14 protein-coding genes and 1 riboswitch are annotated in these 18,653 nt (G+C 70.3%); of the genes, 6 read left to right on the top strand and 8 right to left on the bottom strand.

Translation table 11 applies throughout. From position 1 onward, the window contains the following. The first annotated feature begins 384 nt into the window (after positions 1–384). Positions 385–1,782 carry an enolase C-terminal domain-like protein gene (locus tag ACFYPG_RS22645; RefSeq protein WP_387353768.1) on the top strand — a complete coding sequence of 466 codons (1,398 nt, stop codon included), beginning with the start codon at positions 385–387 and terminating at the stop codon, positions 1,780–1,782. An 8-nt stretch (positions 1,783–1,790) separates the two neighbouring features. Further along, positions 1,791–2,513 (top strand): FadR/GntR family transcriptional regulator, encoded by a 723-nt coding sequence (locus ACFYPG_RS22650; protein ID WP_355010110.1) that lies wholly within the window; start codon positions 1,791–1,793, stop codon positions 2,511–2,513. A 7-nt stretch (positions 2,514–2,520) separates the two neighbouring features. On the opposite strand, the gene ACFYPG_RS22655 is transcribed toward ACFYPG_RS22650, so the two are convergent. The 5 genes from ACFYPG_RS22655 to ACFYPG_RS22675 all read right to left on the bottom strand — a co-directional run bounded on the left by ACFYPG_RS22655 (position 2,521) and on the right by ACFYPG_RS22675 (position 7,657). Next, complete coding sequence (locus ACFYPG_RS22655; protein ID WP_387353769.1) at positions 2,521–3,540, bottom strand: aldo/keto reductase; 1,020 nt, start codon at positions 3,538–3,540, stop codon at positions 2,521–2,523. After that, positions 3,537–4,355 (bottom strand): ATP-binding cassette domain-containing protein, encoded by an 819-nt coding sequence (locus ACFYPG_RS22660; protein ID WP_387353770.1) that lies wholly within the window; start codon positions 4,353–4,355, stop codon positions 3,537–3,539. Before ACFYPG_RS22660 ends, ACFYPG_RS22655 begins: the two co-directional genes overlap by 4 nt. Beyond that, positions 4,355–5,410, bottom strand: a complete 1,056-nt coding sequence (locus tag ACFYPG_RS22665) for an ABC transporter substrate-binding protein (RefSeq protein ID WP_387353771.1) — start codon at positions 5,408–5,410, stop codon at positions 4,355–4,357. The genes ACFYPG_RS22660 and ACFYPG_RS22665 overlap by 1 nt, the downstream gene beginning before the upstream one ends. Before the next feature lie 40 nt (positions 5,411–5,450). Further along, the gene (locus ACFYPG_RS22670; protein ID WP_091406814.1) at positions 5,451–6,458 is read right to left on the bottom strand and encodes an ABC transporter permease; all 1,008 of its coding nucleotides are present in this window, start codon (positions 6,456–6,458) and stop codon (positions 5,451–5,453) included. A gap of 320 nt (positions 6,459–6,778) precedes the next feature. Next, positions 6,779–7,657 (bottom strand): amidohydrolase family protein, encoded by an 879-nt coding sequence (locus ACFYPG_RS22675; protein ID WP_387353772.1) that lies wholly within the window; start codon positions 7,655–7,657, stop codon positions 6,779–6,781. A gap of 265 nt (positions 7,658–7,922) precedes the next feature. Beyond that, positions 7,923–8,078: riboswitch (cobalamin riboswitch) on the top strand. A 34-nt stretch (positions 8,079–8,112) separates the two neighbouring features. Between ACFYPG_RS22675 and ACFYPG_RS22680 the strand changes: the two genes are divergently transcribed. From ACFYPG_RS22680 to ACFYPG_RS22690, 3 genes are read left to right on the top strand one after another with little or no spacing between them, the layout of a single operon-like run. Beyond that, positions 8,113–8,316 carry a CbtB-domain containing protein gene (locus tag ACFYPG_RS22680; protein ID WP_355010105.1) on the top strand — a complete coding sequence of 68 codons (204 nt, stop codon included), beginning with the start codon at positions 8,113–8,115 and terminating at the stop codon, positions 8,314–8,316. After that, positions 8,307–9,077, top strand: coding sequence for a CbtA family protein (locus ACFYPG_RS22685; RefSeq protein ID WP_387353773.1), 771 nt, complete (start codon positions 8,307–8,309; stop codon positions 9,075–9,077). Before ACFYPG_RS22680 ends, ACFYPG_RS22685 begins: the two co-directional genes overlap by 10 nt. Continuing rightward, the gene (locus tag ACFYPG_RS22690) at positions 9,074–9,658 is read left to right on the top strand and encodes a histidine phosphatase family protein (protein ID WP_387353774.1); all 585 of its coding nucleotides are present in this window, start codon (positions 9,074–9,076) and stop codon (positions 9,656–9,658) included. The genes ACFYPG_RS22685 and ACFYPG_RS22690 overlap by 4 nt, the downstream gene beginning before the upstream one ends. A gap of 80 nt (positions 9,659–9,738) precedes the next feature. Here the strand turns inward: ACFYPG_RS22690 and ACFYPG_RS22695 are convergent, their stop codons facing one another. Beyond that, entirely contained in the window at positions 9,739–11,241 is a 1,503-nt protein-coding gene (locus tag ACFYPG_RS22695) for an MFS transporter (protein ID WP_387353775.1), read from the bottom strand. Between the two features lie 213 nt (positions 11,242–11,454). Between ACFYPG_RS22695 and ACFYPG_RS22700 the strand changes: the two genes are divergently transcribed. Beyond that, positions 11,455–12,087, top strand: coding sequence for a TetR family transcriptional regulator (locus tag ACFYPG_RS22700; RefSeq protein WP_387353776.1), 633 nt, complete (start codon positions 11,455–11,457; stop codon positions 12,085–12,087). 77 nt (positions 12,088–12,164) lie between these two features. Here the strand turns inward: ACFYPG_RS22700 and ACFYPG_RS22705 are convergent, their stop codons facing one another. Beyond that, complete coding sequence (locus tag ACFYPG_RS22705) at positions 12,165–12,824, bottom strand: phosphotransferase (RefSeq protein ID WP_355010100.1); 660 nt, start codon at positions 12,822–12,824, stop codon at positions 12,165–12,167. Positions 12,825–12,916: 92 nt separating this feature from the next. Continuing rightward, positions 12,917–18,532, bottom strand: coding sequence for a GH92 family glycosyl hydrolase (locus ACFYPG_RS22710; protein WP_387353777.1), 5,616 nt, complete (start codon positions 18,530–18,532; stop codon positions 12,917–12,919). Between the last annotated feature and the right edge of the window lie 121 nt (positions 18,533–18,653).

Here is an 18,653-nt window from a genome sequence, read left to right on the forward strand (position 1 = left end):
TCGACGGCGATGCGGTGACCACCGTCACCAACCCCCCGGGAGCACGCTGCGGCCGACCGACGCCGGGCACCGGAGACGAGGCTCTGCGCACGGGTGTCGACATTCGACAAAGATTTGACGTATCGAGGCCACAGCATTGGGGACCAAGCCCATACGTCGCCGTCGATACCTCGCGGCGAGCCGGAACATCCGATCTTCAGGGTCCGCCGCGCGCGGCACCTTCGCCCGCCAACCGGCATGATCGGAGTCAAGGCGGCTCGACCCGAGAGGGCAAACATCATATGTCTGCACGTCCGAGGTGATCGACAACGTTGACGCGCTGGAGCAGCCCTCCGTATACTCCCAGTGATCATCTGATCTTTAGCCTAGCCGGGCGAGGAGCGCATGCCGCAGATCACTGCCGTCACCGTCGAAGACGTCCGCTTCCCCACCTCCCTGACCGCTGACGGGTCAGACGCCATGAACAAGGACGGCGACTACTCGGCGGCCTACGTCGTCCTGCACACCGACGGCGTCGACGGCGTGGGCGCGCCACTCGCGGGGCACGGCCTGACCTTCACCATCGGCCGAGGCAACGACATCGTCGCGGCGGCGGCAGTCCACCAGGCACAGCTCCTCGTGGGCCAGGACGTGGCAACGATGGCAGCGGACATGGGCGCGGTCTACCGCCTGCTCACCTCCGACTCGCAACTGCGGTGGCTCGGCCCCGAGAAGGGCGTCGTCCACCTGTCCCTCGCCGCCGTGTTGAACGCGTCATGGGACCTGATCGCCCGGGTCGCCGACAAGCCGCTGTGGCGGCTGCTCGTCGACATGACCCCCGAGCAACTCGTCGACATCGCTGACCTGCGCTACCTGTCCGACGCGCTGACCCGCGACGAGGCACTGGCCATCCTGCGGGCCAAGGAGAGCACGAAGGCCGCCCGCCTCGCCGAGCTCGACCGGACCGGCTACCCCGCCTACACCACCTCGGCGGGCTGGCTCGGCTACGGCGACGACAAGCTGCGCCGACTGTGCCAGGAGGCGGTCGACACCGGCTACGGCTACGTCAAGCTCAAGGTGGGCGCCAACCTCGACGACGACATCCGCCGATGCGCGATCGCGCGGGAGATCCTCGGCCCGGATCGCAACCTGATGATCGACGCCAACCAGGTGTGGGACGTCGGTCAGGCCATCGAGTGGGTCACCGCCCTCGCCCGCTTCACGCCACTGTGGATCGAGGAGCCGACCAGCCCCGACGACATCCTGGGCCACGCGGCCGTCCGCCGCGCCGTCGCTCCGATCGGCGTCGCCACCGGCGAACACTGCCACAACCGGGTGATGTTCAAGCAGCTCTTCCAGGCCGAGGCCATCGACTTCTGCCAGCTCGACACCGGCAGGTTGGCCAGCATCAACGAGATCGTCGCCGTGCTGCTGCTCGCCGCGAAGTTCAACGTCCCGGTGTGCCCGCACGCCGGTGGTGTCGGGCTGTGCGAGATGGTCCAACACGTGTCGGTGCTCGACTACGTCGCGATCTCGGGAGACCTCACCAACCGGGTCACCGAGTTCGTCGACCACCTGCACGAGCACTTCACCGATCCCTGCATCATCCGCGACACCGGTTCCGGCAGCGGATACGTCCTGCCCAGCCAGCCCGGCTACTCCACCCGGATGCGTCAGGAGTCGGTGGCGCTCTACCGGTTCCCCGACGGCCACTACTGGGCGGCGACAGACCCGACTACCGTGTCATCTCCGGAGGCGGCGTACGTGATCGCGGGTGGGAAGGCCACCCCCGCCGGCCGTTAGGGGGGGTCATGTCTCGCACCGACGAAGTGGTCAACGGCATCAAACGGATGATCCTCGAAGGGCAGTTCCGGCCCGGGGACCGGTTGCCCATCGAGAAGGACCTCGCCGAGCAGCTCGGCGTCTCGCGAGGTTCCCTGCGCGAGGGGATGTCGGCCCTGTCGATCCTGGGGATCGTCAACATCCGTCAGGGCGACGGCACCTACGTCACCAACCTCGACGCGCCACAGCTGCTGGCCCCGATGAATTTCGTGGTCGACTTCCAGGGCCAGGGCGACCCCCGGCACATCCACACCGTCCGCCGGCTGCTGGAGTGCGAGGCCGCCTGCCTGGCGGCGACCAGGATCACCGACGAGGCCCTGGCCCAGGCGGGTGACCTGCTCGAAGAGGCGGCCCGGTTGGTCGGCCAGGCACCGCCGGACCACGAGCGGATCATGGAGATCGACATCGCCTTTCACCGGATCATCGCGGTGCACGCCGAGAATCCGGTGCTCGTCGGTCTGATCGAAGCCTTCGCCGGGCGCACCATCCGTGGCCGGCTCTGGCGGAGTCTGCACGAGGAGGGCGCGGACCTGCGCACCCATGACGAGCACGTGGCGATCCTGAAGGCCCTCGTGGCACGCGACCCGGAACGGGCACGCACCCGGATGGCCAACCACCTGATCGGTGTGGAGGAGTCGTTGCAGGGGTTACCCGACGACGCTGACGCCAGCATCGAGACGGCCCGGTCGTGACCGACCCTCACGGCTGTACGTCGAGCAGCCCCTCGTCGTACAACGCCGTCCAGAGTTGATCCGGGACGTCGACACCGGACCGACGGAGGGTCTCGGTCACCTGGACGTCGTCCCGCATGCCGACAACGGTCGAGACCACTGCCGGGTGACGACGGACGAACGCCAACGCCGCCTGGGGCAAGGTGACGCCGTACGTCTGACAGACCCGCGCTATCCGGCGGGCGTGGTCGATCACCTCTGCCTGCGCCTGCTGGTAGTCGTAGACGGCGTCGGTCGGCGGCATGTCCCGGGCCAGCAGCCCGGAGTTGTAGACACCGGCGACCACCACACCGACGTGGCGGGCCTGCGCGACGGGCAGCAGGTCGGTCAGCGCGCCCTGTTCCAACAGGGTGTACCGGCCGGCGCACATCACCACGTCCACGTCGGTCTCCGCCACGAAGCGGGCCAGCATCGCCGACTGGTTCATTCCCGCCCCGACGGCACCGATCACGCCCTGCTCCCGCAGCTCCACCAGGGCCGGGATCGCCTCGTTGGCGGCCTGCTGCCAGTGCTCGTCGGGGTCATGCAGATACACCACGTCGATCCGGTCCAGGCCGGTGCGCCGAAGGCTCGCCTCCAGCGAACGGCGGACGCCGTCGCGGCTGAAGTCCCAGACCCGGCGGTGATCGGCGGGAACGTCGAACCCCTCCGGATCCCGCTGGTGCGCCGTCTCCGGTGACGGCACGAGCAGCCGGCCGACCTTCGTCGACACCACGTACTCGCCGCGGGGGCGGGAGCGCAGGGCCGCGCCCAGGCGTCGTTCGGACAGGCCCAGCCCGTAGTGCGGTGCGGTGTCGAAGTATCGGATGCCGCCTGCCCACGCGGTGTCCACGGCGGCGGCGAACTGCTCGTCGGACGTCGCCCGGTAGAGATTGCCGCCCTGGGAGGCGCCGAAGCCCAGTGGGCTCAGCCGCAGCGGCGGTGCAGCGCCGCCGCGGCTCGTCGGACCCGCGGGACCGCGGGCGCCTCCCTGGACGGCGGCCCTCACCGCTCGTCCCGACCCACGCTGGTGCTGCCGGTCATCGCGGCGACCAGATCGTCGGTGGTGGCCTCGTCGGCGCGGAGCTGGGCCGCGCGCCGGCCGAGGCGCAGCACCTCGACGCGGTCGGCGATCTCGAGGACCTGCGGCATGTTGTGGCTCACCAGCACCACCGACATGCCGGCGTCGCGGGCCCGCCGGACGACGTCGAGCACCCGCCCGGTCTGGACCACACCCAGGGCCGCGGTGGGCTCGTCGAGGATGACCACGTTGGTCGCCCAGATGATGGCCCGGGCCACCGCCACGCACTGCCGCTGCCCACCGGACAGCATCGCGATGGGGGTGGTGACCCGGGGGATCCGTACGCCCAGTTCGTCCAGGGCGGCGGCGGCGCCGTGGCGCATGGCGCGCTTGTCCAGCAGCCCGAGCCGGCCGAGTGGTCCAGAGCGAAGGATCTCCCGGCCGAGATACAGGTTGGCGGCGACGCTGAGGTCGTCGGCGACGGCGAGGTCCTGGTAGACGGTCTCCACCCCTGCCCGCCGGGCGTCGACGGGGGTGGAGAACTGGACCGGACGGCCGCCGACCCGGATCTCGCCCTCGTCCGGCGGGTGCACACCGGACAGGGTCTTGATCAGGGTGCTCTTGCCGGCGCCGTTGTCGCCGATCAGCGCGACGACCTCACCGCGGCGGACCGTGAAGTCGGCGCCGCGCAACGCCTCGACGTGCCCGAACCGCTTGACGATGCCGCGGGCTTCGAGGACCGGCGGCTCCGCGTCGGTGGGTTGCTGGTCGCTGGTCGTGGTGGCCGTGGGGTTCACACCCATCACTGCACCGGCGGGTTGGCGCAGCTGGGCTCGAGCACCGCCTTGATCTCCGCCGAGTCGATGTTCTCCTTGGTGACGAAGGTGACGCCGGTGTCGGCCGACGCCAGCGGCGCCTTGTCCCGAAGGTGCTTGACCATCTTGTCGACGCCGAAGTAGCCCATCTTGAACGGGTTCTGCACGACCAGCGCCGAGATCTGGCCGTTGCGTACCCCGGCGATCTCGTCCGGGGCGGCGTCCCACCCGATGATGACCACCTTGCCGGACTTGCCGGCGGCCTGGATGGCCTGCGCGGCACCGAGCACGCTCGGCTCGTTGGCCGCGAAGACACCCTTCAGGTTGGGGTTGGCGGTGAGGATGTTCTCGGTGACCCGTCGGGCCTCGTTGACGTCGCTCTTGCTCGGCTGTTGGCCGACCAGCTTCAGGTTGGGGTACTGGGCGAGGCCGGCCTTGAAGCCGTCGACCCGCTCGGTGTTGGTCTGCGATCCGGGCTGGAACTCGACGAGCGCCACCTCGTGGTTGCCGGGGCCGAGTTCGGTGGCGAGCAGCTTGGCCGCCTCGGTCGCCGACGCACGGTTGTCGGTGGCGAAGAGGGGCACGTTCGACGGCTGCGGGCTGGTGCCAGAGTCGATCATGGCGACCGGGATGTTGGCGCTGAGCGCCTTGTCGGTCGCCGGTGCCAGCGCGCTGGAGTCGGTCGCTGCGTAGACGATGCCGTCGACCTTCTTGGTGACGAAGTTCTGGATCAGGTTGACCTGGCCCTCGACGTCGGTCTCGGCGGTCACCCCGTCCCACTGGACGGTGACGTCCCCCGCGCGCTGCGCGGCGCACTCGGCGCCCGCCTTGACGGTGTTCCAGTAGTCGGCGCCGACCGCCTTGGGTACGACGGCGAGCTTCAACGGGCCGCTCGCGTCCTTGGTCGCGCTGTCGCCGCCGCCGTCACGGACCTCGACGCCGCCGCAGGCGCTGATCAGGGCGGTCGCCGCGGCCGCGGCCAGGATCGCCTGCACGCGCAGGAGTCGTCCTCGCGTCCGCCGGCTGGTGGTGGTGTGTGCCATGGTGTGTGTCCTTCCTCGTTCGGACTCTCGGAATGGCATGTCAACCCCGTGATTCCAGCCGCCGGCGGCGGTACTGGTCGAAGTAGACGGCGGCCCAGATGATCACGCCGACGATCACCTGCTGGTAGTGGATGCTGATGTCGAGCAGGACGGCGCCGTTGCGGACCAGGGCGATGAGGAACGCGCCGATGATGGTCCCGACGATCCGGCCCTGCCCGCCGAACAGGCTGGCTCCGCCGATGACGGCGGCGGCGATGACGTCGAGTTCCAGTGAGATCCCGTAGTTGGGCTGGCCGGAGTTGACCCGGGAGGCGGCGATCATGCCGCCCAGCCCGACCAGCACGCCGGCCAGCACGTACACCCCGGTCAGGTGCCGCCCGACCCGGATACCGGAGCGGCGGGCCGCCTCCAAATTGGAGCCCATGGCGTAGGTGTACTGACCGAAGCGGGTCTGGGAGAGCAGGAAGGCGACCCCGACGGCGACCAGGACGGTGATCACCACGGCGAACGGAATGCCGAGGATCTGCCCGTTGCCGAGCAGTTGGAAGGACCGGGGAAGACCGTAGACGCCGACCGCGCCGGTGATGATGAAGACCAGGCCTCGGCCCACGGACATGGTCCCCAACGTCGCGATGAACGGCGGAATCCGGGCCACCGTCACCAGCAGCCCGTTCAACAGCCCGGCCAGCGCGCCCACGCCGATCGCGACCGCCGTCGCCGCCCAGAGCGAGAAGCCGAGGTCGCGCACGACCATCGCGCCCAACACGCCGGCGAGCGCGGCGACCGACCCCACGGACAGGTCGATGCCCTTCGTGATGATGACCATCGTCTGGGCGGTGGCGATGATGGCGATCACCGCCGTCTGGGCCCCGATGTTGAAGAGGTTGTCCGCAGTCAGGAAGTAGGGACTCGCGAAGGTCAAGGCGATGAACAGGACGACCAACGCGGTCGCGGCGGTGAACTCGGAGACGGCGTGGGAGATCCGTTCCCGGAACCAGTCGCTGAGTTCGCCGCGCTGTGTGCCGGCGGTTGCCTCGGCGCTACTCATCGTCGGACCTGACCTCCTCAAGCGTGGCGCCGGCGTCCGACGGGGACCCGCCGACGAGCCGAACGTCTGTGAGCGACCGACCCCGCTCGGCCGGCGGTGCGGCGAGGTGCCCGCACAACCTTGGAGATAGGTCGGATGTTTCCCGCGATCAGGCGTTACCTTGCCACGCATTCACGTATGTTGCCAAGGTCTTGCGGGCATGTTTTGCCATCGTTACCTGTGCCATCGAAGCCATACGTCCGACCAAATCGACACCGACTGCCACCGCCAGCATGTTATCGATAACATGCTATGTCCCCAGGCCGAAAGGCGCTGCAGTCTCAGGACGGGGCCAACTGGTAGACACGGCCGGCGGTCCGGCGCCAGATCGCGGCCCGCTCGTCGTCGGACAGCGGGTCCAGCAGGTCACCGAGGACGGCGACCCAGCGGGTGTACGAAGTGGCGAGCAGGCACACCGGCCAGTCCGAGCCGAACATCAGCCGATCCGGCCCGAACACGTCGAGGGCGTGCTCGACCGCGGGCCGCAGGTCGGCCGCGGTCCAGGACCCACCGTCCACTTCGGTCACCAGGCCGGAGAGCTTCGCCGTGGTGTTGGACTCGGCCGCGAGCGCCCGCAGGTCGCGCTGCCAGTCGCCGAGATCGGCGCGTCCGAGCGGGGGCTTGCCGAGGTGGTCCAGGACGAACCGCACCTGGGGCAGGTCGCGGACGAGCCGGACGGCCGCCGGCAGCTGACGGTGGCGCACCAGGAGGTCGAAGGCGAGACCCGCGGCACCGACCGCGGCGATGCCGCGCCGCACCTCGGGGCGATCGAGATAGGTCGGGTCGGGTTCGGACTGGACCAGGTGCCGGATCCCGACCAGCCGTTCGCCGCCGCGCGCCCCGCGTAGTCGGGCGAGGCGACGGTCGACATCGGCCGCGGTGAGGTCGACCCAGCCGACGACCCCGGCGACGAGCGGGTCGTCGGCCGCGATGCCGAGCAACTCGGGCGTCTCCGACCGAACGGCGACGGACTGGACGACCACGGTCTGGGTGACCCCGGCGGCCCGGGTCGCCGGGGCGAGCTCGACCGGTGTGAAGTCGTCGTCGATCGCGGCCATGGTGTGCGGATCGATCCAGGGCTGTGGGTGCCGCGCCCGGACCCAGAGGTGATGGTGCGCGTCGACGATGCCCGCTCGTCGCGCGACCTCGCCGGTCGTCACCGGACCCGTCCCTGGCGCGTTCTCGTCCACAGCACACCCCGCCCCGCCGCTGATCGAACCCTCCGGGTCAACCCGGAGCCACGGAGCCGATCTGGCAGATTGACCATGTTAGCGGTAACAGCCTGTTGTCGAGTCCCGAACGCGCACCACGACCGGCCTCCGGCAGTGTCGCCTTTTGGTCTGACGAATCCACCCGGCACCTGCGGCTGGTCCGCCTCGTCGACGCGCCGGTGCACTGACGCGTCCGGGGCACGGGTCCGGGTTGACCGCCTGAGGCGGCACCGATACCGTCGACGCACTATCTGCGGCGACGCGAGGGAAGCCGGTGTGAATCCGGCGCGGTCGCGCCACTGTGAGCGGTTCCCCAATCACCATCGGGGTCCGCGAGCCAGGACGCTCGGTCGTCCGCAGCCTTGCGATGGGGACGCGTCATCCCTGGGGAGGTTCGTGTATTCATGTCTAGCTCCGCTACCAGCCAGCCGGTGGTGCACCCCGCTGGCAGTGCCCGTCTCTTGTGGACTGCTCTGGCGACCGTTGCCGCGCTCGCCCTGCTGACGTATCTCGTCGCCTTCGACCAGGGGGCGGTGTCGCGCAGTGGGATGTACCTGCACGAGCTGATGCACGACGGCCGGCACCTGCTGGGCGTCCCGTGCCACTGACCACCACCAGCACTCCCCCGTTCCTCGCCGTCCTCGTCCGCGGGCTGCTGGCCGGCCTGCTCGCCGGCCTGCTCGCCGGGGCGTTCGCGTACGTCGCCGGCGAACCGCACGTCGAGGCGGCCATCGCCATCGAGGAGGCGGCGACGCACGCCGAGCCTGCCGTTGGTGCGCACGATCACGAGGACGCCCTGGTCAGCCGGACGGGTCAGCGGGGCGGCCTCTTCCTGGCCACCGCCCTGTTCGGGGCCGCGATGGGTGGCCTGCTGGCCACGGCGTACGTCCTGCTGGCCCGGCGGCGGCGCGGCGACGACGACGGGCGGTGGGGTCTGCTGCTGGCCGGCGCGGCGCTGGTCGGTGCGGTGATCGTGCCGTTCCTCAAGTACCCGGCGAACCCACCGGCGGTCGGCGACCCGGCCACCATCAACCAACGGACCGTCACCTACCTGTTGATGGTGGTGCTCGGGCTGGTGGCCGTGTGGGCCGGCTCGCTGGGCTACCGGTCGGTCGGTGCCCACGCGCCGACGTGGCTTCGCGCCGCCGCGGCCGTGGGCGGCTTTCTCCTGGTCACGGCAGTGTCGTACGTGGTGATGCCGTCCTTCCAGGAGGTTCCGGCGGACTTCCCGGCGACCCTGTTGTGGAGTTTCCGGTTGGCCTCGCTCGGCACCCAGGTCGTGCTCTGGACCGGCATCGGCCTGCTGTTCGCGGCCCTGATGCACCACGAGCGGCGTCGCCGGGCCGGCACCGCGCTGCCGAGCACGTGACCGGCACCAGCCTTCGGCTGGTCGCCCACGCTCACACCGCCGCGCTGCGCCGGGCCCGCTTCGGCGGTGCCGGCGACGGCCTGGACGAGGGTGGCCTGCGTGCCGCGCTCGCCCAGGCCCACGCGGGTGCGGACCGGCGTTGGCCCCTCGGGGAGAACGCCACCTGCCTGTCCAGCCCCGCGGTGGCCGCCCGACAGACCGCCAACGCCTTCGGCCTGCTGCCGACGGTCGAGACCGCGTTGGCCGACTGTGACTACGGGGACTGGTCCGGGCGGTCGCTTGAGGAGGTCGCTGAATCGCAGCCGCAGGCACTGCACGACTGGTTGTCCGCCCCGGACTGCGCGCCGCACGGCGGTGAGTCCGTCACGGCGGTGCGGGATCGGGTCGGCAGCTGGCTGGACGCGCAGCACCGGGCCGGTGGACGAGTCATCGCGGTCACCCACCCACTGGTGATCCGGGTCGCGGTGGTGCACGCCCTCGGCCTTCCGATGGCGACGTACCGGCAGGTGGACGTCGAGCCGTTGGCTGTCGTCCGGCTCACCAGCCAGGGTGCGCGCTGGCACCTTCGACTGGGCGGATAGCGAGCAGGTCGAGGTCACACCGAACGGCGTAGGCCGTGCCCACTCCTGGTGGGCACGGCCTGCGCCTGTGCGCCGCTTGCTCAGTGCTGCCGAATGGGCAGGTGCAGCTCGACCGGCTCGGGCGGGAGGTCGTCGACACCGGCGGCGACGGCCTGCTCGTGGCGGCGGCGCGCTGAGGGCAGGGCGAGTGCCGCGAAGACGGCCAGGACCGCGACGCCCGCGCACACCCAGAAGCCGGCGGTGAACGCCGTGTCGGTGGGCAGCCCCTGTGGAGTGCTGTTCGAGGTGATGACGGCCGCCACGACCGCCGCGCCGATGCTGCTGCCGATGGTGCGGGCGATGGTGTTGACGCCGCTCGCCTCGCCGGTCTGCCCGGCCGGGACGCTCTCGATGATGGCGTTGGACATCGCCGCGAACGCCAGGCCGATGCCGGCGCCGGTGAGCACCCCGGAGAGCAGCACCTGCCAGGTCGCGCCGTGCCCGAGCGCCGGCAGCGCGAACGCGACGACGACCGCGACCGTGCCGAGGAACATCGGCACCTTGGGGCCGAAGCGACGGTCCAGCAGACCCGCGAGGGGGCCGAAGACCACCATCATCAGGACGGTGGGCAGCAGGAAGAGGCCCGCCTGGGACACCGTCTTGCCGAACCCGTACCCGGTGGCCGCGGGGAGTTGCAGCAGGGTCGGTACCAGCACGAACGTCCCGAACATCGCGAAACCGAGGATCAGGGCGACGAGGTCGGTGGCCCAGACACCGCGGATGCGCATCAGGCGCATGTCGATGAGGGGCTCGCGTACCCGCAGCTCGACCCGGACGAACACCACCATCGCGACCACGCCGAGCAGGAACAGGCCGATGGTCTTCGACTCGGTCCAGCCCCAGCCCTGCCCCTTGCTCACGGCCAGCAGCAACGAGACCAGCGACACCGAGAGGATGGCCGCGCCGAGCATGTCGAGCCGTCCGGGCGTGCGGACCCGCGACTCGGGCATCCCGAAGATGGTTCCGAGCAGCGCGACGACGACGAGGACCAGTGGCAGCCAGAACAGCCAGTGCCACGACAGGTGCTCCACGATCGGGCCCGCGGCCACGATGCCGACACCGGCGCCGACCCCGAAGATCGCCGACAGCAGGCCGACGGTGACGCCGACCTTCTCCCGGGGCAGTTGGTCGCGGACGATGCCGATCGAGAGCGGCAGGATCGCTCCGGCGGCTCCCTGTAGCGCCCGCGCGACGATCAGCACGGTCAGGTTGGGGGCCAGAGCGGCGAGCAGTGTGCCCGCGGCGAGGGCCGCGAGGACGCCGATGAGGACCCGGCGCTTGCCGACCATGTCACCGAGACGTCCGAGGATGGGCGTCAACACCGAGGCGGCCAACAGGTACGCAGTGAGCACCCAGCTGATGTCTCCGGTCGAGACGCCCAGGTCCCTTCCGATGGTCGACAGCGCGGGCGCGACCAGCGACTGGAGCACCGCGAACGCCAGGCCGCCCAGCGACAGGTACAGCACCAGGAGGCTGCTGTTGGCGCGCGGGGCGGCGCCGGACGCGGAGTCGAGGTTCGTCGACTCCTCGATGGTGTGGGTCATGAGATCCCCGAACTAGATGTAAACGTTTGCTGACTTAGCCAGTATCCGCAGCCCGGGACTCATGTCAACAGTCGTTTACGTCACCTTCGGGTCGTACCGGACCTTGCAGTCGACAGAAAGTCAACATATGTTTACTTACCGGCCCGAATCGAGCAGCGGATTGGCGGACGGCAACACACCGACTCCGCGCCAGAGCGACAGGAAGGACGCGTCGTGACAGCAGAACCGCCTGTCCCCGCGACCAGCAACACCGCCGGCGAACCGGCCCAGCGTCGCCGTCGGGACGCGGCCGAGACCCGGCAGTTGCTGCTCGACGCCGCCCGCCAACGCTTCGCCCGGGACGGCTACGCGGCCACCACCGTCCGGGACATCGCCGACGACGCGGGCGTCAACGTAGCGCTCATCAGCCGCTACTTCACTTCCAAAGGAGGCCTGTTCGAGGCGTGCCTGCGTGCCGCTGGCGACGAACTGGGCCGAACCTACGGTCAGACGCCCGCCGACCGGGTGCCCGAAGCCATCGCCCGGCACATCGCTGGCCTCGGCGCGGCGGGCCTGTCGAGCCAGCTCGCACTGCTGTTGCGGTCGTCCGGGGACGCGGAGGCCGACGAGATCCGGCGTGGCGTGCTGGTCCGTTCCAGCGAACAACTGGCAGCGGCTCGCGGGTGGCGTCCCGGCGATCCGGACAGCCAACAGCTCCTGCTCCACGCCCAGATGGCCCTCGCCGCCGGCATCGGAGTCGCGGTGCTGCGGTCGTCGATCCGGCTGGAACCGCTGAGTTCAGCCACCGAGCATGACCTGGTCGGGCCGCTGCGCGACCTGGTCGACGCGCTGCTGCCACCGCACTGAGCGCTGGCCGAGAGGCCGATCACGGGACCCGGCGCGCGCCGTTCGGGCTGCCAGCGCACCTGCCAGCGCACGGACGATCAGCCGACGCGGGTATGGACCAGGGCGGCGGCGCGGCCCAGGGCGGACTTCTCGACCGCGGAGAGCGCGGGGTCGACCCGGCGCAGACCCACGGCATGTCGTAGTTGGCTGACCCGGGGTGCTTCGGCGCGTTGCTGAAAGGCGTCGAGGCCGTCCCGGGCAAGATCGGCGAGCTGCGGGTCCGGGCTGACCGCCACCTCGGCGAGAATGAGAGCGGTCATGGCCACGTCCAGGTCGGCTGGGCCCTCGGTCGCGTTACGCCAATCGATGAGCACCGGCCCGCGCGAGGTCACCATGACGTTCTGTGGATGCAGGTCGAGGTGCAGGACGCGGTCCGCCGGATCGGCACTGAAGCGGGCCGGCAGGCTGTGGAGGCGGTCATGCAGGCCCACCAGTAGGTCGGCGGCCGCGCCGATGCCGGTGCGCCCGGCGAGCATCGACGCCAGGAGAGTCTCGCCGTCGAGTCGTTCGAGCACCAGGTCGGGCCCCTGGGCGTCGTACACCACGGGCACCGGGTAGCCGGCGGCAGCGACGTACGCCATCAACGCCGCCTCAGGCTCGCTGTCCCCGCCCTGGCGGTAGCGGCGCAGCACCCGCGACTCGTCGAGCACGTAGACGTCGGCGTCGCGGCCCGAGGCGAGCAGCGCGTGATCGTCCATGGCAGACGACGCTAACAGTGTGTTGCGCGACAGGCGCGTGGGGCGGGCCGTGATCACGGCCCGCCCCACGCTGCGTTGTCCCCGGCTCGGTGCTAGCCGGTGACGGTGAACGGTCGGGACACCGTGGTGGCCGACGTGGCGCCGTTCAGCGTGACGCTGGTCGCGCCCGCCTTCGCCGCGCCAGGAACGCTGACCGTCGCGCCGGAGATGACGCCGTCACCGTTCGCGCGCACTGTGCTGACCGCCAGTCCGGTCCCGAAGGCGATCGTGACCACCTCGTTCGGCGCGTACCCGGAACCGTCGACCATGATCGACGTGCCGCGCGGGCCCGAAGTGGTCAACAGCGAAACCCGCGGCTGGTAGGTCCGCGCCTGCGGCTCCCCGGTCACCTGGACGGTGGCCGTGGCCGGCGTACGCGAGGACGCGCCCGTCGCGGTGACGGCGTACCGGCCGGGTTGCGCGTCACCGGAGGTCGGCACCGAGGCGCGGACCGTTCCCGTCGCGGAGGCCGCGACCTTCAACGTCCGGCCCGGGTCGGTGCCGACGTTGACGGTCACCTGCTCACCGGCGGCGAAACCGCTGCCGGTGACGGTGATCGCGCCGCCGGTGGTGACGGCGCCGGACGCGGACAGCGTGATCGCCGGCTGCGATCCGCCCCGAGCCACGGTCACGGTGAAGGATCCGGTGCTGCTCGACAGCGTGTCCCACGCGGTGACGCGCACCGTGTAGGTGCCCTCCCGTGCGTAGGTGTGCTGGCCGCTCATCGCACCCGACGCGCCGATCGTCACATCGTCCGGAACCGTGCCGTCACCCCACTGGACGCGGGCGCGGTATCCCGTCGTACCGGGAACGCCGCCGGTCACCGCACCGAGGTTCGCCGCGAGGGCCTGGCCGGCGGTGGCCGTCTGGCTCTTCGGGGCGGCGGTCGTCAGCGCCGGGGCGGGCGTGCCGTCGTTGGCCACGGCGAACACGTGGATCCGACCCGCCGAGCGAGGGTCACCGGTCTGCGTCGGCAGGGTCACCGACACCAGCGTCCTGCCCGCCGGAATCTGGTACGGCGCGGTGGCGAAGAGGAACGGCTGGGCGCCGTCGCGGTTCGTGCCCTGCAACCGGTACGCCGTCCGGGTGACGATGATGTTGCCGTAGGACGGGGTGCCGTTGGCGTTGCCGCCCAGCGTCCAGTCGCTCAACTGGATCGGAATGCTGGCCGTGCTGCCGTCGCTGAACGTCGCCGTGCCGGTGGTGCTCTGGTTGCCCTGCGTTCCGGCGCCGATGAACGAGATGCTCTTCGCGTCCTCCGGAAGGTCGAGGACGACGCTCGCCCCGTTGCCGGTGGCGTTGTCCGGCTGCCCGGCCGGGATCACCGGCAGGGTGAACCGCAGCGCGGTTCCGGGAACCTGCTGCGGCTGGCCCTGGGTGGCACCACCCGCCGCCAGGGCGGCCCGGGAGTAGGCCCAGGACTTGGCGTCACAGTCCGCGGCCAGTGCCCCTTCGTCGCCGACGCAGACGCTGTCGAAGGCGGCGGTGAGACCGGAGGCCGGGGCGTACGCCACCTCGACGCCGACCGTCGTGGAGCTCTGAGTCTCGCCGTCGGTCACCGTCACGTTCGCCTGGTGGTAGCCGGGCGTGGTGTAGGTGTGCGACCCACCGATGCGGTAGACGGCCCGCGAGTTCAACGTCACGGTGCCCTCGGTGGCCGGCGTGCCGTCACCCCAGTCGATGGTGGCCTGGTAGCCGCCGGCGTCGCCGCCGGTGACGGTGGCCAGCGGGACCGAGACGGGTACGCCGGTGGTCGCGTGAACGCCGTCCGCCGCGGTGACGGTGATGTCGCCGCCCCCGAGGTCGAGGTCACCGCCGGCGAGCAGCTCAACCTCGGCGAGGGTGGTCTGCGCGGCACCGACGGTCTTCGTGACGGCGAGGCGGAACTGCGCGAACCGTCCCGGCTTGTCGATCGAGTACGGGCGGGTCTGGTTGCGCCACGGGAACACCTGACCGTTGCGGGAGTCCACTGTGGTCCAGGTGAGGCCGTCGTTGGAGCCCTGCAGACGCCAGTCCGCCGGGTCGCCGGCAGCGGCCCCGGACGTGACCGTGTAGTACTTCGGCTTCTGCTTGCCACCACGGAAGGCCCAGGTGATCTGCGGGGTCGCCGAGGCGAAGGTCAGCTGCGTGGTCGACGAGTCGTCAAACAGCTTCGACGCGTCCTGACCGCCGGTCGCGGTCGCGGTGCCGAGACCGGGGCCGGTGACGTCCTGCAACGGCTTGGGCGCCTCGTCACCCTTGGTGAGCGACGGCGGGGCGTCGTTCTTGCCACTGCCCCACGACGACGGCTTGGATCCCATCTGGAAGTCGATGGTGCCGCCCTTGGCGAGCGTCGCGACATCCACCGACAGGCCGCGCTGCTTCCTGCCGTTGACCGAGACGCCCTGCACGTAGACGTTCGCCGCGCTGTTGTTCGGCGCGTTCACGACGATGTCGCCGCTGCTGCGGCGCACGGTCATCCTGGTGAACTGCGGCGAGCCGATCGCCCACTCGGACGACCCGGCCTGCAACGGGTAGATGCCCAGCGAGCTGAGGATGTACCACGACGACATCTCGCCGTTGTCCTCGTCGCCCAGGTAGCCCTGGCCGATCTCACTGCCGACGTAGAGTCGCCGCAGGATCTCCCGCACCGTCTCCTGGGTCCTGGCGGGTGCGCCGGCGACGTTGTACATGTACGGGATGTGGTGCGACGGCTGGTTGCTCATGCCGAGCTGACCCATCCGCACCGCGCGCGCTTCGAGCATCTCGTGGATGACGCCGCCGTACCCACCGGGGCGGTCGGCGTTCTCCGGAGTCGCGAAGAACGCGTCGAGCTTGTCCCGCAGCGCCTTCTGCCCGCCGTACAGGTTGATCAGGCCCTGGCCGTCCTGCTGGGCGGTGAACGCGAAGTTCCACCCGTTGGTCTCGGTGTAGACGCCACCCCAGTCCAGCGGGTCACCGGCGAGGAAGTTGCCGGCGGCGTCGCGGCCCTGGAAGAGCTTCGTCTTCGGGTCGAAGAGGTGGACGTAGTTGCGGGCCCGCTCCAGGAAGTACCGCGACTCCTCCTTGAGCCGGGCACGTTCCGACTTCGGCGTGGCCGGGTCCTTGGCGAGCGCCGCGCCCATGTTGCCGATGCCGAAGTCGTTGATGTAGCCCTCCAGCGCCCAGGACACCGACTCCCCGGTGGACGTCGGCGTGTAGCCGAGGAACAGGGAGCTCTCGATGCCCTTGCGTCCGACCGCGCTGCGCCCGGACGCGACGGTCGCGTCCTTGACGGCCGCGTCGTACGCGGCGAGCGGGTCGGGCAGCTTGACCCCGGTGAGGTACGCCTGAGCCAGTGCCACGTTCGCGCTGGTGCCGGTCATCAGGTCGGCGTAGCCGGGGGACGACCAGCGGGCGATCCAGCCGCCGTCGCGGTAGTGCTGGACGAACCCGTCGGAGATCCTGGCGGCGACGTCCGGGTACAGCAGCGCGTAGGCGGGCCACACGGTGCGGTAGGTGTCCCAGAAGCCGTTGTTGACGTAGATCTGCCCGTCGACGATCTTCGCGCCCGTCCGGGTGGGGGTCGACGCGCCGGTCGGCGCCGAGACCGGGCTCGCGTACTGCCAGCGCGGCGCGGCGGCGGTGCCGGTGTTCTCCGACTGGGAGTTCGGGTAGAGGTTCAGCCGGTACAGGTTCGAGTACATGGTGACGAGCTGCGCCTCTGTGGCGCCCCGCACCTCGACCCGGCCGAGCCGGTCCTTCCAGGTGGCCGTCGCGGCGGCGTGGATCTGGTCGAAGCTCTTGCCGGTGACCTCAAGGTCGAGGTTGCGGCGGGCCTGGTCGACGGAGAGGAACGACGTGGCGAGGCGCATCGTCACCTCCCGCGACCCGGAGATGTCGAAGGTGGCCGAGGTCGCGGCGGACGCCGTCGGCGCCCGGTCGAAGGTGCCGGAGACGAACATCCGGCTCCGACCGGCCGACAGGCCGCTGCCGTTGTCGACCCAACCGGTGAACGTGCCGTCCGCGCCGATGGTGAACGTGCCGTTGTGGAAGACGAGGCTTCCGGTCGGCTGCCCGGTGGGGAAGGTGAACCGCATGATCCCGGCGTGGTCGGTGGGCGACATCTCCGCGATCAGGCCGTTCTGGAGCGTGACCCGGTAAAGGTCCGGCTGTGCCGTCTCGTCGTCGTGGGTGAAGGCGAGCGCACGACTGGCCGGCTGACCGGTGAGCGACCCGCCACCGACGACCGGCATGACCGACATCTGGTTGCGGTCACCCATCCAGGGGCTGGGCTCGTGGGAGATCGCGAGGCCCTGGAGCATGGGCAGGTTGGCCTCGTTGTTCTTCCGGTGGTACTCGTACTCCCACGAGTCGGAGGTCGCGTCGGTCACCGGGGTGAAGAAGTTGAACCCGTTCGGTACGGCGGTGATCGGCAGGTTGTTGCCGCGCGAGAAACCACCCGTCGAGTTGGTGCCCCGTCGGGTGTCGACGTAGTTGGTGAGCTTCGAGCCGTCGATCGACGCCGGCGTGGCCGTCAGCTCGATGTCGTCGAGCCAACCCTGGAACCGGGTCTCGCCGGTGGCCTGCGGGTTGTCGTACGCGAGCAGGATGCGGTCGATCGTCTTGCCGCGTGCGACGGTGCTCAGGTCGGCCTGCACCAGGTTCCACTGGTCGGCGAAGAGCACCTTCGAGGCGCCCTGGCCAGCGCCCGTGAGCGGGTAGCCGTGCTGGTCTGCGGCAGAGCGGCCACTCAGGTAACTGCCGTCGGTGAAGTGCAGGTCGACGGCGGTGTAGGTGGACGGGTACCGGCCGTCCCCGCCGGTGAACTCGGGGAAGATCTTGTACGACAGTCGGGTCTTCGGCCCGACCGGGATGCTGACGTCGAAGAGCATGTTGGTCGCGTACGACCGGCCGTTGCCCTCGGCGCCGCCGGAGTAGCGCAGCGCGGCCAGTCCGGTGAACCCGACGTCCGGCTTCGTGGTGTAGCCGCCGTTCGGGCCGGCGGTCGCCTCACTGACCATGGGGGTGGCCGGCGGGCGGACGTCCGAGCCGTCGCTGATGTTCCAGTCGGCGAGCTGCACGAGCGAGTCACCGGAGTTCGCGGTGACGTTGAGCCGGTAGAAGCCGTAGGCGTCCGGGTTGGTGAAGCTGTACGTGTTGGTGGCGAAGCGTCCGCTGAACTTCTCGCCGGCGCGCTTGTCCAGGTCGGTCCAGGTGCTGCCGTCGTTCGACCCCTGGACGACGAAGTCCTTCGGGTCGCGGGTCGGCGCGTCGTTGGCAGCGGTCAGCGAGTAACGCCGCACTGTCGCCGGCTTGGCGAGCTGGTAGGTCACCCAGCCGCTGGACGCGAACACGAGCCACTTCGTCGACGGGTCGTCGTCGGCGAGGTTCGCGGCGACCTCGCGCGGCTTGTTCTCGTCGCTCGCGGTCACGGCGCTGACCTGGCCGAGCAGGCTGCCCGGCAGGGTGGCGACCTTGCCGCTGAGGTTGGCCTGCACGGGCCTTCCGTTGGGGCCGACCTCGACGGTGCTGGTGGCGGGCTGCGGGTCGGCGGACTCGAACGAGGAGGTGAAGTTGCCGGGGGTGGCGGGAGTGGGAGCGGCGTTCGCCGGGGGCGTGGCGACGAGCAGACCCAGGGGTAGCAGGGCTGTTGTCGTCGCCGCGATCAGGCGGCGCGAGAGTGGACGCGCAAGGGGGGTGTGCGACATGAGGGACGGAGCCTTTCGACTCGAACCGGGTCGAGTTCGTCGAACGTCTGGGCAGTGTGGAGCGGGTGGTGGGCCGAGCCCTGACATCGTTGTCATGAGAGTGCGTGAGCAACGGGAGTCG

Source organism: Micromonospora sp. NPDC005553 (assembly GCF_042871765.1).
GTDB lineage: Bacteria > Actinomycetota > Actinomycetes > Mycobacteriales > Micromonosporaceae > Micromonospora.

Bases quoted from the DNA above. Each gene is read 5' to 3' on its own strand.
- ACFYPG_RS22645 (WP_387353768.1), top strand. From the start codon at position 385: ATGCCGCAGATCACTGCCGTCACCGTCGAAGACGTCCGCTTCCCCACC.
- ACFYPG_RS22650 (WP_355010110.1), top strand. From the start codon at position 1,791: ATGTCTCGCACCGACGAAGTGGTCAACGGCATCAAACGGATGATCCTC.
- ACFYPG_RS22660 (WP_387353770.1), bottom strand. From the start codon at position 4,355: ATGGGTGTGAACCCCACGGCCACCACGACCAGCGACCAGCAACCCACC.
- ACFYPG_RS22665 (WP_387353771.1), bottom strand. From the start codon at position 5,410: ATGGCACACACCACCACCAGCCGGCGGACGCGAGGACGACTCCTGCGC.
- ACFYPG_RS22670 (WP_091406814.1), bottom strand. From the start codon at position 6,458: ATGAGTAGCGCCGAGGCAACCGCCGGCACACAGCGCGGCGAACTCAGC.
- ACFYPG_RS22680 (WP_355010105.1), top strand. From the start codon at position 8,113: ATGTCTAGCTCCGCTACCAGCCAGCCGGTGGTGCACCCCGCTGGCAGT.
- ACFYPG_RS22695 (WP_387353775.1), bottom strand. From the start codon at position 11,241: ATGACCCACACCATCGAGGAGTCGACGAACCTCGACTCCGCGTCCGGC.
- ACFYPG_RS22705 (WP_355010100.1), bottom strand. From the start codon at position 12,824: ATGGACGATCACGCGCTGCTCGCCTCGGGCCGCGACGCCGACGTCTAC.
- ACFYPG_RS22710 (WP_387353777.1), bottom strand. From the start codon at position 18,532: ATGTCGCACACCCCCCTTGCGCGTCCACTCTCGCGCCGCCTGATCGCG.